The sequence below is a fragment of the Segatella maculosa DSM 19339 = JCM 15638 genome (genome assembly GCF_000382385.1).
Taxonomy (GTDB): Bacteria; Bacteroidota; Bacteroidia; order Bacteroidales; family Bacteroidaceae; genus Prevotella; species Prevotella maculosa.
The window spans coordinates 1-15,533 of record NZ_KB908329.1; the positions used below are offsets into that span (position 1 = coordinate 1).

Consider the following 15,533-nt stretch of genomic DNA (forward strand, 5'->3'; position numbering starts at 1 on the left):
GACCAATATTCCTCACTGCTGCCTCCCGTAGGAGTTTGGACCGTGTCTCAGTTCCAATGTGGGGGACCTTCCTCTCAGAACCCCTACTGATCGTCGCCTTGGTGGGCCGTTACCCCGCCAACAAGCTAATCAGACGCATCCCCATCTCTCACCGATGAAATCTTTCGTCGTCATCAGATGACTTCCGACGACTGCATAAGGTATTAGTCCGACTTTCGACGGGTTATCCCTTGGTCAGAGGCAGGTTGGATACGCGTTACTCACCCGTGCGCCGGTCGACGCCTGAGAGAGCAAGCTCTCTCATCGTTTCCCCTCGACTTGCATGTGTTAAGCCTGTAGCTAGCGTTCATCCTGAGCCAGGATCAAACTCTCCATTGTAAAATAGAAATCATAAGGTAAAATGCCAAAAAGTAAAAAGCAAAAACACTTCTACTCTCTCACTCTACCTCTAGTTAATCTGTTCAGAACGAATTCCTTCTTTAGTATCGAAGTCTAAAGCAAACTCTTTTCAAATAATTGAACGGTTCGTTTCTTCTACCCAAGGTACATAAATAAATATGCACCTCGCTTCTTGTACTACTTCTCTGTTTATCTTAATCCTATCAAAGAACGCTATTTCATCTCGCCTCCGAACAACATCAGGCTCGGAAAGCGAATGCAAAAGTAATACAATTATCAATACCTGCCAAATCTTTTTAAAGAAAAGTTTATATGATAGGAAAAATTTTCAGAAATCAAGACAGAAGACATTTGTTTTTAGCTTATATAAGTTATAGGTTTCATCATTAATTGCCGATATATCAAACCTATTCTTACTGAATTCGACAACCATATGCTTTTGTTTTATCGAAAGTTAAAGTGTGATATTTGCCCAGATAAGTGAATTTTACACCTATTTGTGTTGCAGTCTCAAAAGTTTCGGTATCAGGCAAATCGGAAAGGTTCTTATCGCCTACTTGGATAATATGCATGAACAAGTCTTCTTTAGAAGCCGTTTGGGGACTCACTTCCATACGCCAATGCCCCAACTGTGGGTGGTTGGCGGGCGGGAGGTTCATATTATATCCGTACTCCTGTGGAGTGAGTTTCGGCAGTGGCCAGTTGCGTCCGTCAGACCAAAAATCCTTCCCGCTTCCGCCTATTTTAGTAAGCATGGCGTTGGCAGGGTATAATGTACGGCAAATCATCTTGCCTCCGTCAGAGGTTTCCGAGAACTCTCTGTCGCCTTTCATCGTAGGCTCGTTGATGGTGTGTATCAACCACGTTTTGGGATAATTCTTGTCGGTAGCCGTCACTCTGTCGAACACCACGAAAAGGTCGGGGTAGAAATATATAAACTCACGCACTACCAACGAGGCTTTTTTACTGTTATAGCCTTTGGTAGCATCGGAGGCGAGATATACATAATCGTCGGTGGTACGCATTTCTTTCAGCACAGAGCCTAATGTGCTGCTTTGCCCGCCGTCGTTGGGGATAGGTTCGAACTTGTTTTCGGTAGAGGCCCCTCCACCCCAATATCCGGGCATTCTTTCATCGGGCATTCTGATGGTTACGCAGTTATGGGCCACCGTACGGGCATAGTAATGCGACAGATGCCAGCCGGGTTCGGGGCGGGTACCCGTATCTAACGCACGATAACCTTTTTTGTAAATCGTGAAATGGTTGTTGTCGAAGTGCTTATGGTAAGAGGTTCTTCCCCCGCTCACAAAAAGAGCATAAGTGTCGTCTACACCCGTGCCTGAACGCATGATGACTTCTCCCGTCCCATCGAAATACATGGCTCCTTTACCCGGGGATGACGCACCCGGCGTACCTTGAGGATACTTTTGTAAAAAAGGCATAAAGGGAAGGCGTTCCGTATAGTTTTTCTTGTTGAACAAGCCTAACAGACGTTGCACATTGGGAGAGCTCCCATAAAGCGTAGCAATCTCTCTGAGGTGATAATTGATTTCTTTTTCGGGAAGCAAGCAATCGTAATGATAGCTATCGCCGAATCCAAATTCGCGGTTGCCCGGCAAGCGGTTCCAATCGATAAAATTCAAGTATCCGAGTACATAATCCAGCTTCTGAGACATGTCTATGCCTGTCGCCGCCCGGTAGCTTCTGATAAAGTTGAAGTCTGCGACAGGGTAGGCACCCAACGCATAACCTACACAACCGGTCGACCCTCCGCCGTTTTTACCGATTAACTCGCTGCGGAATTGCGTCATTTTCATATTCAGCTGCAATCCTTTTTGGAACATTTTCTCGCACCGTGCGTCATCGATGCCGTCGTTGTAAAAGGTGATGGCGATATACCACGGCAGGGCATCCGTCCCATAGAACCCCGTATTGTATCCGCCCGTATTCTCACGAATGCGTTGGGGACGCAGACCCTCACCGTGCCAAGCAATATCCATCATCACCTGATAGAGGGGCTTGCCTATCTTTTCGCGTTCGTCTTGTGTCAGAGCGTCATAAATCCAATCGTAGGCGCATAGCGTACTGATTTGCGGAAACACATACCAATCGGCATTCAGATTATTGTCTATACGAATTCGGTAATATTCGGTAATCTTTTGCAAGAACTTTTTGGTGTAATCCAGATATTCTTTCTTGCCGGTTATGAGATATAACATGGCCACCTGCGAGACCTTGGATATGACCCACCCGTTCTCGGTACCGTTCACCGCCGTAGGATTCGGGAACGAAATAGACCCATGCAGCAGATTGTCTACGTCTTCCTTGGTTTGCCAATAGGTATTGCGAGCCGAAGTCTTTGCCGCACTTTTTATATTCGGAATATCTTCCTTGGTGACGAAAAGCCGCGGATGGCCGGCACGCACAGAATATACAGGACACACCGTACCCTTGTCGTCAGGGACATCTACAGGATTACGGCACGAAACCGTCATTATCGTTGCCGACAAAGCGGCTGTCAAAACCATGGTAAACAATGTTTTTCTCATATACAGATTTAGTTTTCAGGTCCTTATCCGCACAAAGATACAACTTTTCAATCAGATTGGAGTCTTTATTTCCATATTTTTCTATCAAGCGGAGTCGTACATGTAGTCATGTAAGTCGGTCATGTGATCGAGGAACAACCGTTTAACGACTTCGCCACAAGCCAGAAAAAGGTCTACAAAGAAAAAATGAAGAATAGTTCTTTCTGCCATGGCAGAAGTTAATAGAAACTAAAGGAAAAATCGTCCTCCACGAAGAAAACATTTCTTTTAACAATTAACAATCGACCCTTTTCCTCCATGGAAGATGAAAGAAAAAATGACAGAACATGGAAAAATCCTGATGAACAATCGGGGGGGGCGTGAAATAAAATACTGCGTATAATCGGAAGTCTAACATATCCTACCGATTATACACAACTCCCACAGCTTAATTACCATCGGGTTTCGCATTCCAAACACAAAGCGTCAGAATGACAGAAAGTAATGCCGCGCCAATCCAGAAATAGTTGATATAGGTGAAATCGTACACTTCCGAACCATTTACGATATGCTTATTGCCTTCGATAAGCCACCCGCTCATGATGTCTTGAATACCTGCACCTATGTAACTGGCAATTCCGACAATTCCGAGTGCCGCACCAGATGCATTCTTCGGTGCAAGATCGACAGCCATCAGCCCACCAAGGAAACAAATAAGCACTCCTATGCTCAATCCAAAAAGTACCATGGCAATAACATCAATTATGAAGTGTACACCAGGTATGAGGAGGAATAAGCATAGAGCGATTACATTTATTAATCCAAATATTAAAACGGGGATATTACGAGAGCCATTAAATAACTTATCTGAGATAATCCCACTACATATGGTTCCAACTATACCACAAACGGAACTGATAGAAATGATGAAGCTTGCGTCAATCGTAGAATAGCCTTTCATAATCTCAAGATAGAAAATCCCCCAGCTATTAACAGCATATCTACTAATATACATAAAAGCTGATCCTAAAGCAAGAATCCATATTGCAGGATTTTTCAACACTGTTTTTTGTGCTTTGTTATAAGACGTAATATTTTGCTGCTTATGAGGTACTATTTGTTGTTCGGGGAGCGTTACTCCTTTACTTGCGGGAGTGTCATGGAAAAAAGTCAAGAGTATAATAACTCCGAGAAAACCGATAACAGCTGCACCAATAAAACCATACCTCCAACCATAAGCACTAACAATGGAAGCTACAAAAACAAAAGTCATTGCCTCACCAATATTGTGGCTTGCACTCCAAAATCCATAGAAGGTTCCACGATTCTTGTCGGTAAACCAACGAGATAGGCCAACCACACAAGATGCTGCACCCATAGATTGGAACCATCCACTTAATCCCCACAATATGGCAAAGAGAATGAATGAGTCAGTAAAGCCTAAAACCAGATTGACCAATGCCGTAATCAACAAGCCTGTAGACATCAGCCGTTTAATATTGCTTCTATCAGCAAAGAAGCCGTTGGTAAACTTACCGATAGCGTATGTAAAGAATAAAACCGAACCAATGATACCGAGTTCTGTCTCTGAGAATATACCATTCTCTACAATTGGTTTCTTGATAACATTCAGGCTTAATCTGCAAACATAGTATGTGCCATAGCCTATAGTTGCTGAAAGGAATGTCGCCCACTGCAAGCGTATTAGCTTGCGAGCATTCTCCGCTTCGTTAAGATTTCCTACAGGTGCAGGTTTTGAAACTTTATAAAAATCTATTATCTTCTTAAACATTTATTATTCTATTATTATCTATGAAGTTTATGTGCTCGCAAATACTCAAGAAGTAAAGCCGGTCGGTCGGTTTGAATCAGCTTGAAACCTTGTTTGATAAGCCATCCCCAACTCTCATCCGCCTGTTTAAGTTCTACTGCCCGGTCATCATCGTGTCCGTCATTCTGCGATGGCCACAAAGCATTGACAAATATTTGTATTCCGTTAGTTCTCAATTTACTAATGAGACGCGTGACATTATTCTCAACTTTAGAAAACCTAACCTCAAAAGCCAGAGGGATCATATTTTTGATATAACTATCGATAATACGCTCTGCTTCACTTTTACATAAATCTGCTTTTGGCATAAATATAATTTTATCAAGGATATTGCCATGCTGAACTTTTACGGTATCATATGGCAAGCATTCTTTTATAACACATTGGTTCGACGTTCCGGTCTCTTGCAATATTTTATACACCTCATTTATATATTTATACCCCTTATCTACATTTACTAATATTTTTCCTTTGCAAAATGACATCGCTTCCCTAAAAGTAGGTATCTGATGGCGAGTCAGGCCTCCAGCACCATTCTTTAGTTGAAGCAGCTTTAATTCGTTAAGCGTATAATTCTCTGGTCTACCTTTTCCATTAGTTGTGCGATTTAAAGTACTGTCGTGCATTAAAATAAGTTCTCCATCTTTCGTTATTTTCAAATCCACTTCAACCATATCTACGCCCATGTCAATACAGTTCTTGATGGCTTGAAGTGAGTTTTCGGGCGCATTTCTCCAGTCACCACGATGAGAAACAACCAAAACGGAATGACTTGCTGGGGCAGCTAAATCAGAAAGAATTTCTTCTAGTCGTTGTGCATAACTTACAGTGAAAAGCATGCACAATAAATAAAAACACAAAAATCGTTTCTTCATGTTCTATTTTAATAACCGAATTCTACTTATGAAGTTTCTTACTTTTCAAATACTCAAGAAGCAAAGCCGGTCGATCGGTTTGAATTAGCTTTGCACCTTGACTGATTATCCATCCCCAACTCTCATCCGGTTGTTTGAGTTCAACGGCACGATCATCATCATGTCCACCGCAAAGTTCCGGCCATAATGTATTGATGAAAATTCTTGCACCGCTATCACGGACTTTCTTTATCAGCCTAAGAACATCTGCATCGTCTGTTTTGAATACCAATTCAAAAGCTTTAGGCTTCATATTCTCAATATAGCTATCTATGATTTCCTCCGCACCGGGTTTACAAAGATTGACTACAGGCATGAATATAATGTTATCAAGTTCTTTACCATGCTCTGCTTTTACAACTTCATAAGGTAACTCTGCTTTTATAATGCATTGCTCAATGGTTTCTGACGCCCTCAACACCTTCATAACATCATCAAAGTAGTCATAACCTTTATCCACATTCACCATGATTTTACCCTTACATAGTTGCATTACCTCACGGAAGGTAGGTATCTGATGTCGTGTTTTGCAGCCTGCGCCATTCTTTAGATGTAAAGATTGTAAAGAATCCAACGTGAAATTCTCTACGAATCCTTTGCCATTTGTGGTACGATCTATCTTCTTGTCATGCATCACAATCAAGATGCCGTCTTTTGTTTTCTTCAAGTCTAATTCAACCATATCAACACCCATGTCAATACAATTCTTAAAAGCTTGAATAGAATTTTCAGGAGCATTACGCCAATCTCCCCGATGCGAAACCACCATTATCCTTTCTTTTGCAGGCTTATAAAAGTCCTCCAATACTTCCTTCATATTTTGCTGTGCATAATTCGCTATAGCAGACATGCAAAGTATCAATAAAACATATAATTTCTTCATTTTTAGTTCAATTTGTTATTATTCCAAGTTAATTTCTCACCCCAAATAGGCACTATAGAATTTTTACAATTCAGATTTGCAGCCCTTATCAAGCCCGACTTTAAACTCCATCTGCAATCATCCTCATCAATATGTGTTAACTCCAATAAGTGTGAAAGCAATACATAATCGGGAATTGTTTGTCCTTTGCCTGTTCCTATAATATTATTCTCAGTAAGTGCATTTGGTGCATACCGGGTTATCAACACATTAACATGTGGCAGAATATTGGTATATTGCTTTGGCTTAAAGTTTGAATCGCCTGTATGTAACAAGGTAAAGTTTCCACTATCATCACCACACTCAATGGTAAAAACCGAAACGAAATTAGATAAACCTGAATTGTTGTGATCAGTAATAGATATATGTATCTTCACATTATTATATTGATAATCTGTAGCTACCTTTGATGTGCGTCCACCTTTTATAAAATTAGAATAGACAGGTTTCCCTGCTTTTAACATTGCGTTAATAAGTTCTGTATCGTAATGATCCTTATGGTTGTGAGTTACACAAAGGAATTCCAAGTAAGGTTCTAATAACTTTGCCCAACGATGATTGATATCTATTCCAAAGCAAATAGATGGAGTTTTAATGATGTATCCCATATTGTATAGATTCCAAATGCAAACAGTTCCCTTCTCTACATGTTCTGTTTTCACAGCTTGTAACACATGGTCAAATGCCAAACGATAAAAAGCTAACATTAAGTCATACTTTTCCCGTAATTCGGCATTCTTGTCAGAGCAAGCCAAGTAGCTTTTAAAGAAATCTGCTGAACAATCATCTGCCATTTTCTGAATATCATTAAATACCGAAATCCTTGCTTCTTCAAGAGGAACTTGCAAAGAAGAGGTAGCCCATAAACGTTCTGCTATCGTCCTTGCAATATTCATCTGAGTAGTTTTTCCTTCTACGGTCTGCGTATTGGGTATTCCTGTATTTTCACTTTTACACGAAAATAAAGCAATAGTGAGTAAAGATAGAAGTAAAAATATCTTTTTCATGACGCTTCTTTATCTAATTCAAGAGGACCAAACCAATTGGCCCTCTTAAATGTATGAGACTTTATTTATCGTAACCGGGATTCTGCCACAATATAGAAGTGTTACCAACTTTCTCTATCTCTGCTTGAGGGATAGGGAAAAGTAGCTGATAGTCCTCTATGTTCAAACCGCGCAAAGCTATTGCACTCTTGGCATACCCCATTCTTACCAAGTCAAACCAACGGTGTCCTTCATACGGGAACTCTCTTTGGCGTTCATCCAATATAGCCCTACGGAAAGTTTCTTGTGAAGACACATCCGTTGCCGTCAAACTGGCAAGTCCGGCTCTATTTCTTATGGCATTTACTTCCTGTAAAGCAATAGAGCCATTAGAGGCGTCATAACCAATTTCGTTTAGAGCTTCTGCATGCATCAATAGAACGTCTGCATAACGAAGGAGAATCATGTCATTTCCAACTTGATTGAAAGATATATTTTTGGTATCTAAGAACTTACCCATCAGATAGGTTTTGCTATCTACTTTCACATATGTAATCATTGCTTTGCGGGCATCACCTGCAGGAAAACAATCCCGAAGAGCGTCTGCCTGACCAATTTCATCTGTCAAGTTGGTGATATCATACCAATAAGAATGTCCCTCATTGACAATGTCTTTGTTAAACTGGATTGCAAAAATGATTTCTGCATTATTTTTATTTTCTGCATTAAAAACCTGCCTAATAGAAGTCAACAATCTATATTTTCCTATCAATTGTGAGAGAATATCTCTTGCCTCCATCCACTTATGGAATGTCAGATAAACCTTACCCAATAACGCCTTTGCTGCGCCAGAAGTAGCACGACCTGTTTCTGTTGAAGCATAGGATTCAGGAAGATAGTTGTTGTCAACTATCTCTTTCAAATCGCCAGCTATTAAATCAAACATCTGTTCATTGCTATATCTTGCCATTTTCAAGGCCTCTGCTGCACTTACTACATGCTTAGTAGCAGGGACACCACCCCAAACGCGATACATATTGAAATAATTCAATGCTCGAATGAACATAGCCTCACCTTTATACTGCTTTTTCAATGTTTCATCAAACTGAGCACCATCGATTTGGTCAAGTATTAAATTACAACGGTAAATATTGTTATTAAAGTTTGCCCAATATTCAGACAAAATAGAATTAGAGGGTTTATCCTCAAAATGATTGATGTCATAACGATCTTGTGTCCCGGCTGTCGGGGCTTTCACTTCCATATTGTCACTGCGATACTCGCAGCATTCCTTATAAAAGTCCACCTGAGACTGCAGTTTTGAATAACAGCCAACAACAGCAACATTATAATCACTTGCAGTTTTATATATTTTGTCTATCGTCACCTTGCTTGCTGGCTCCAATTCAAAGAAGTTCTCTCCACAAGAAGACATAAGCAAAGCTGTTAATGACAACAAAATTATTATCTTTTTCATATCGTATAATTCTTTATAATGTGAGATTCAAACCAAACATATATGTTCTTGCTAAAGGATAAGTACCATAGTCTTCGCCCGGAGTCAAGTTCTGGGAAGGTCGAGCGTTCACCTCCGGATTATAACCGCTATAGTTTGTGATAGTAAAGAGGTTCTGACCGGAAACATAAACTCTCAGCTTCTCGATCTTAAACTTGTGAGTGAGACTTCTTGGTAGAGTATAGCCGAAAGAAAGGTTCTGAAGGCGAAGATACGAACCACTCTCCAAGTGCCATGTAGAAGTACGGCCATTACTTCCTGTTTGCTTGCGATTTGCACGATTAACCAAACCATTCCCTGGATTATCAATACTCTTCCAACGATCAAGAGCCACTTTAGTGCCATTCATATTACCCTCCATATTATCAATGTAACGGCGGTTCAAATTTAATATCTTGTTGCCATATACACCTTGGAAGTTGAAATCAATATCAAATCCGGCATACCATAATTTACCACCAAAACCATATGTGAACTTTGGCATATAGTTACCGCAGATTGTACGGTCTTTGTCAAGATCTATCACTTTATCTCCATCAACATCCACGAACTTAAAGTCCCCGACTTTTGTGTTGGAAAGATGTGGATAGCTATTCAATTCCTCCTGTGTCTTGAACACACCGTCTTGTTGCATAAGGTAATAATTTCCGATAGACTTACCAACCTCTGTTATATAATAAGCATGTGTTACACTACCAGAAGAAATGATTGGTGCATTCCCTGGTCCAAGAGCCTTTACCTCGTTGGTGTTTTTTGCATAGTTGATATTGAAAGAATAGCCCAAGCCATTAGCAAAAGTGTGTTGTGAAGTTAAGGATATTTCCCAGCCACGATTATTTACCTTACCTATATTTTGTAAGGAAGTGCTATAGCCTGTCAAAAGAGGTACAGGCACATAAAGCAACATATCTGAAGTATTCGTGTTATAATAGTCTACAGAAACGCCAAGAAAACCATCAAACATCTGGAGATCAATACCGGCATTTATCATTTGGTTTTTCTCCCAGCTCAAGTCATCACGCTTGATATTATCAGGTTTGTAACCATAAACCAAACCATTCCCCAAAATATAATTATCTATAGACATGGTTGCCAAATGGTCATAATTGCCAATCTGAAAATTACCAGTCACACCATAGCTGACACGAATCTTCATGTCATGGATGAACGATAAAGATTTTACATTCTTAAAGAATAGTTCATCGCTAATACGCCATGCAACAGAAGCAGATGGGAAGTATCCCCAACGATTATTCTTGCCAAAGCGAGAAGAACCATCAGTACGGATTGCTGCAGAAAGCATATAACGTCCTTCATAGTTATATTGTACACGAGCCAGATATGAAGCAATTGACCATTGCGTCTTATTAGATCCCCCGTTTATTACCGTACCGCCATTTACTGTCTGGATATAGTCGTTTGGATAATCCGTAGCCGTTACATTGTTAGACTTCATTGTCTCTTTCTGGGCAGACTGCACCAGAATTGCCGCGATATTGTGCTTCTTATTTATGGTTGTATTATAGGTGAGTTGATTCTCCACCAACCAATTAAAATAGAAAGAAGATGAGCTATAGCCTGTAGGGTTGGAAGGCGTAGTATAATAGTTTTTTCCCCTTAAAGGCAAAGAGGATTGACGATATTGGTCGTTATGTGCCCCATAATAGTCACCACCCAAGGAGAACTTATAGGATAATCCTTTCAGCAATTCCAACTCAGCAAAAGCTTTTCCTGTTATAGACATGCGATCTGTTACATTAGATTGCAAATGTACCATGGCTACAGGGTTTAACACCTCATTAATCTGATAGTCAGTACCGATACGTAAGTAACCGTTTCCCTGATAATTATAAGAACCATCATCATTGTATATGGGAAATATAGGAGGCATCATTAATGCAGATTGAACGATTCCATTTGCTCCTGAAGCGTCCACAGAATTAGATACAGAATAAGATGGTGCAAAATTGATACCGAACTTCAAACGTTTATGCTGACCCGAAAGATTTAAACGACCACTATATTTTTCAAAATCAGAACCGATGATAATACCATCTTTCTTCATATAGTTACCTGATACGAAATAGTTTATACTATTCGACCTGCCGGAAAGAGAAATATTATGTCCCATGGTCATTGCTGTACGAAAGATGGCATCTTGCCAATCCGTGTCAACAAGCCCTGATTGTCCGTTCAAATAGGGAACTAACATATCAGGGATCTTCATATACCCTTCTTTACGCAGATTATTAGGGTCACTTGCACTTCCTCTGGGATTTTTATCCAAGTAAGCATTGTCATGTGCATCCTTTACAAACGCTGCATATTGATAGGCATTCATCATGTCAAGTTTTTTAGAAATGGTCTGAGTTCCGGCATATCCGTCGTACGAAATAGCCAGCTTGTCTGATACTCCCATTTTTGTTGTTACGAGAACAACTCCATTAGAACCTCGGCTACCATAGATTGCTGCAGCAGAAGCATCTTTTAAAACCTCAACAGACTCGATATCATTGATGTTCAGGTTGGCGAAGCCACGTTCCATAGGCACTCCGTCCACAACATAAAGTGGATCACTGCCTGCATTGACTGTACTCACACCACGAACACGGATGCTTACACTCCCCTCCGGGTCACCACTTGGCACAGTTACCTGTACACCGGGCATTTTACCGGCTAATGTCTGACGGAAATCCGTTGATGGATTATTTGCCAAAGCCTCTGCTTTCACTGAAGATACAGCCGTAGACACATCGCGTTTTCTCTGTACGCCATAGCCAACTACGACCACTTCATCAAGCACTTTATTGTCGTCTTCCAAAGTAATATTGATAATATCGCGCCCTTTTACCTTTATATCTTGACCCTTGTAACCGATATAAGACACTGCCAACATTCCATCAGACGGAATCTCTATGGTATAGTTACCAGATAAATCTGTTATAACACCATTTTTAGTTGTTCCTTTTTCCATCACCGTAGCGCCGATGATTGGTTCGCCGGTGGCATCCGTAATCTGTCCTGAAATCTTTTTCTTGTTCGTGTTTGAAGATTTGGAGGGGGTCTTTGATGACTTTGGGCGTACGGTAATGTAATTCCCATTGATCTCGTATTCGCAGCCGGCACTCTGCAATACAAGCTTGAGTAATTCCAAAGCGTCGCCCTCTGTCTTAGAGACGGAGTGTGTGCGTGACGTGTCTATCAATGTAGCGTTGTAGACAATGCGGTACTTCGAGGCTTTCTCGATTTTTTCAAACGCTTGCTTTAGTGTCACTTTGTTCGATCCCAGAAAGACTGTCTGGGCATGAACTGTCATGCAGCCTGCAAGAAAAGCCCCTGCGACAAGGGCCGAGAGTCTTCGTGTGTTCATAAACTTTGACTTTTGATTGTTGGTTTTCTTTTGTTTTTTGGGTTTTTATATTTCTAAAGACCTTAAAAGTTGCCGTTACACCCAACAGAAAATAAAAAATATCAAAAATAAGACCAAGAACCGTAAACACGAATCCGTTTTTGAAAAGTCTGTCCGTATTGGATAAGTCTCCCGTTGCAGTCTACCTCGCCGAGAAATCAACCAAATCTATCCAAATATTCCAAATATTTTTATGCATCAATATTTGTTCGATTTGTTTCGATTTTTTCGCTAACGCTCAACAACCCGTGTGTGATTTCTGCCTGCAGAGCACTCTTTTCCTTCGTCATTTATGCACACCGGTTGGACAGACGCACGAGCCGTGCGTCCCTACATGCCTCTTGCCTGCAAATCATCTTGATAACAGGACGAATCATCAAGGTCAAAGTTCAATGTTCAAAGTTCAAAATCAAAGTCCCTACATGCCGCACAACAACCAACTTGTTCACCCGTTTGCTCGTCAACTGTCAACTAAATGGATAATCAACGACCTACACTTCGTTTTCCAATCTCAGCTATTTCGTCGTGCAATATGGCTGGTCTCATCGCGCAATATGACTCGTATTACCGAGCAATCTCAGCCATTTTACACACGGCAGGCAACATGGTGCCTCGCTCACCCGTCATGCGTTTACCGATAAACCTCAGTATATGACGACACTGTCTCCATCAATTTTGTATTGGAAATCAGGAAAGATGTTGCCTATGACCCTAAGGGCTCCTTCAAGAGTCTCCCCACGGTTGAAGTGTGCAGTGACACATTGACGACGGTTCTTCCTTGAACGGATAGAAACTTTAACGCCATAAACCTCAGAAAGCTTGTTCATCGTTTCTTCCAACGTCATATTGTCAATGGTGATCTGTGCCGTTTTCCATGCGGGCACTAACTTTGGAAGTCCTCTGCCCACGTTGACGCTTCCGTTCTTCACGTTGTACGAAAGACTCTCGTCTTGCGAGAGCCTGTATGTGGTGCGTCCCTTTTCCGGATAGAGTTCCACGCAGCCGGTTTTCACATAGACGTAGACCTCATCTGTCGTCATGTAGGACGACACGGTGAACGAAGTGCCGATGTCGGTTATATCAAAATAGGGCGTTATAACGTGAAACGGCTTCGCACTATCGTGATGAATGTCGAAGAAAGCCTCACCGACAAGGTAAAGTCTGCGTTCTTTGCCATCAAAGGTTGTCGGATATTGAATTACCGTTCCACCTTTCATATTCACCTTCGTCCCATCGGGCAACACGAATGCCTTGCGTTCTCCTTCTCGGGTATATTTATATTGTAAGGTAAAGGCTTCTGCCTGCTTCATGTTATTAATGACATAAAACTCGGCCAATCCGACGAATATAAGTGCAGGCAGGAAGACTGCTGCGACTTTCAGCCACAAACGGTTTCGCAAGAACATACGCTTTTTCTCTATACGTTCCTCCGTTTCTATCTCATCCCACAATTGCTGATAGGCTTCCGTAGCGATACTGTCGTCTTTCGTCGCTACCAACCGCCTCAAAATCTTTTCTCTTGTTTCCGGTCTTACCTCATGATGAGCGTAATATGCGATTATTTTTCTTATCGTGTCTGTCATATGAAACGCTTATGATTTGTTTTTCCTTTTTCTGAAAATCATTCTTTTATTCTATAAAGACATATCGGGAACGAGCTACACCCAAAAGAGCGAGACGAACAGTATCAGGAACAGTTCATTTTTAATATCTTTTAGCGCAAGATTGAGATGATTCTCGACCGTTTTCTTCTGTATGCCGAGCCTTGAGGCTATCTCTTCGTTTTTCAGATGCTGCTCTCTACTCATGCGATAGATCGTTTGTCGCTGCTCGGGCATATTCTCTACGACCATTTCTATCAGTAGTTGCGTGTCACTTGCCACCAGATTGTCGTGAGGGGTTACGGCATCCGTTTTCTCCGGTATCTTGTCCGAGCCATTATTTTTCATCTTTCTCGAAGACAGATAATCCAGAATGGAATTCTTTGAAAGCATGAAAAGATAGCTGTCCAAGCTGGCGACCTCTAAAAGTCGTGCTCGCCTCAGCCACACTTTCATAAAGATGATTTGACAAACGTCGTCGGCATCCTGAGCATTCTTTAGCAGCATGAGGGCAAACTGATGGACCTTGGGGAAAAAGGTCCGGTGCAATGCCTCGAAAGTGCGTGCGTCTCCCTCTGCCAACTTTCTGATTTCTTTCTGATTAAAGTTCATGTGCTCTTTTCCGCTAATAAAATTCCTTTTCTTTTCTCGTGACAAAAATACTTAAAATTAGTTGGTTCGCCAAGAATTTCTTATGTTTTCGTCCGGAGGGGACTCCGTACGATAAAAGGAAAAGTAATAGGTATCAATCATATAAAACCCACTTTATGAATCAACATGGCAAGCTTGATTCCAAAACAACATACGGACAAAAACATATACCATTTCATTTTCTTCCCGAAAAACTTGCAAAGGGGGTGCAAGATTTTGTATCTTTGCAGAAGACAGGCGGCGCTCAGCAAGACGAAAAGAGTAGAAAAAGTCGATGACGACGCCGACGTTGTGCAGCATTCGCCATGCCCGCAAGCTCGGGCTCCCTCCCTTTGGGAGGGCCGGGGTAGGTATTGGGAGGGCCGAAGTAAGTGTCCCGGCTTGCAACATGGCCCATATCGGACTGCAACATGGGTCATTTCACCGTGCGAAATGACTGAGATTACCGTGCAAAATGGGTGAGATTGGAACACAAGATGTAAGCTATTGATTATCAATTTGGTTGACAGCTGACGAGTAGGCTGGTAGACAAGTTCCATGCTCGTGGGTATGTAGGGACGCACGGCCCGTGTGTCCGTCGAAACAACCCTGCATATCGTTTGACATTCAACCGGAGTGGGACGCACGAGCCAATGCATCTAAACTTGCATTTTACCTTGGACGGACGCACGAACCGTGCGCCCCTACATGGATACAGGAATAGCAAGATACGTTGGACTTTCAAAAGCGGACGCACGAACCGTGCGTCCCTACATGCCTTTTGCCTACAAATCATT

At 41.5% G+C, this 15,533-nt stretch carries 10 protein-coding genes and 1 rRNA gene; all 11 read right to left on the minus strand.

Annotated elements, in window-relative coordinates:
- Nucleotides 1–378: ribosomal RNA gene (locus tag H164_RS0109545) — 16S ribosomal RNA — on the minus strand; the annotation flags it as partial.
- Between the two features lie 434 nt (nt 379–812).
- A complete protein-coding gene (locus tag H164_RS0109550) occupies nt 813–2,948 on the minus strand; it encodes a heparinase II/III domain-containing protein (protein ID WP_019968409.1) in 2,136 nt (711 codons plus the stop codon).
- Nucleotides 2,949–3,032: 84 nt separating this feature from the next.
- Nucleotides 3,033–3,158: a hypothetical protein gene (locus tag H164_RS16085; RefSeq protein WP_019968410.1), complete on the minus strand. Its 126-nt coding sequence runs from the start codon at nt 3,156–3,158 to the stop codon at nt 3,033–3,035.
- 217 nt (nt 3,159–3,375) lie between these two features.
- Nucleotides 3,376–4,719, minus strand: coding sequence for an MFS transporter (locus H164_RS0109560; RefSeq protein ID WP_019968411.1), 1,344 nt, complete (start codon nt 4,717–4,719; stop codon nt 3,376–3,378).
- Nucleotides 4,720–4,733: 14 nt separating this feature from the next.
- Entirely contained in the window at nt 4,734–5,633 is a 900-nt protein-coding gene (locus tag H164_RS0109565) for a glycerophosphodiester phosphodiesterase family protein (protein WP_025829924.1), read from the minus strand.
- A gap of 22 nt (nt 5,634–5,655) precedes the next feature.
- Nucleotides 5,656–6,555, minus strand: a complete 900-nt coding sequence (locus tag H164_RS0109570; RefSeq protein WP_025829923.1) for a glycerophosphodiester phosphodiesterase family protein — start codon at nt 6,553–6,555, stop codon at nt 5,656–5,658.
- A gap of 2 nt (nt 6,556–6,557) precedes the next feature.
- A complete protein-coding gene (locus tag H164_RS0109575; protein ID WP_019968414.1) occupies nt 6,558–7,601 on the minus strand; it encodes an MBL fold metallo-hydrolase in 1,044 nt (347 codons plus the stop codon).
- A 61-nt stretch (nt 7,602–7,662) separates the two neighbouring features.
- Nucleotides 7,663–9,057, minus strand: a complete 1,395-nt coding sequence (locus H164_RS0109580; RefSeq protein WP_026356329.1) for a RagB/SusD family nutrient uptake outer membrane protein — start codon at nt 9,055–9,057, stop codon at nt 7,663–7,665.
- Nucleotides 9,058–9,070: 13 nt separating this feature from the next.
- Nucleotides 9,071–12,466: a TonB-dependent receptor gene (locus H164_RS0109585; protein ID WP_025829922.1), complete on the minus strand. Its 3,396-nt coding sequence runs from the start codon at nt 12,464–12,466 to the stop codon at nt 9,071–9,073.
- Between the two features lie 683 nt (nt 12,467–13,149).
- Nucleotides 13,150–14,013 carry a FecR family protein gene (locus H164_RS0109590; protein ID WP_238315173.1) on the minus strand — a complete coding sequence of 288 codons (864 nt, stop codon included), beginning with the start codon at nt 14,011–14,013 and terminating at the stop codon, nt 13,150–13,152.
- A gap of 150 nt (nt 14,014–14,163) precedes the next feature.
- Entirely contained in the window at nt 14,164–14,718 is a 555-nt protein-coding gene (locus tag H164_RS0109595) for an RNA polymerase sigma-70 factor (RefSeq protein ID WP_019968418.1), read from the minus strand.
- Between the last annotated feature and the right edge of the window lie 815 nt (nt 14,719–15,533).

What these genes read in the sequence shown, in the direction of transcription:
- H164_RS0109575 (WP_019968414.1), bottom strand. Translation starts at nt 7,601, where the DNA reads ATGAAAAAGATATTTTTACTTCTATCTTTACTCACTATTGCTTTATTT.
- H164_RS0109585 (WP_025829922.1), bottom strand. Translation starts at nt 12,466, where the DNA reads ATGAACACACGAAGACTCTCGGCCCTTGTCGCAGGGGCTTTTCTTGCA.
- H164_RS0109565 (WP_025829924.1), bottom strand. Translation starts at nt 5,633, where the DNA reads ATGAAGAAACGATTTTTGTGTTTTTATTTATTGTGCATGCTTTTCACT.
- H164_RS16085 (WP_019968410.1), bottom strand. Translation starts at nt 3,158, where the DNA reads ATGGCAGAAAGAACTATTCTTCATTTTTTCTTTGTAGACCTTTTTCTG.
- H164_RS0109595 (WP_019968418.1), bottom strand. Translation starts at nt 14,718, where the DNA reads ATGAACTTTAATCAGAAAGAAATCAGAAAGTTGGCAGAGGGAGACGCA.
- H164_RS0109580 (WP_026356329.1), bottom strand. Translation starts at nt 9,057, where the DNA reads ATGAAAAAGATAATAATTTTGTTGTCATTAACAGCTTTGCTTATGTCT.
- H164_RS0109570 (WP_025829923.1), bottom strand. Translation starts at nt 6,555, where the DNA reads ATGAAGAAATTATATGTTTTATTGATACTTTGCATGTCTGCTATAGCG.
- H164_RS0109550 (WP_019968409.1), bottom strand. Translation starts at nt 2,948, where the DNA reads ATGAGAAAAACATTGTTTACCATGGTTTTGACAGCCGCTTTGTCGGCA.
- H164_RS0109560 (WP_019968411.1), bottom strand. Translation starts at nt 4,719, where the DNA reads ATGTTTAAGAAGATAATAGATTTTTATAAAGTTTCAAAACCTGCACCT.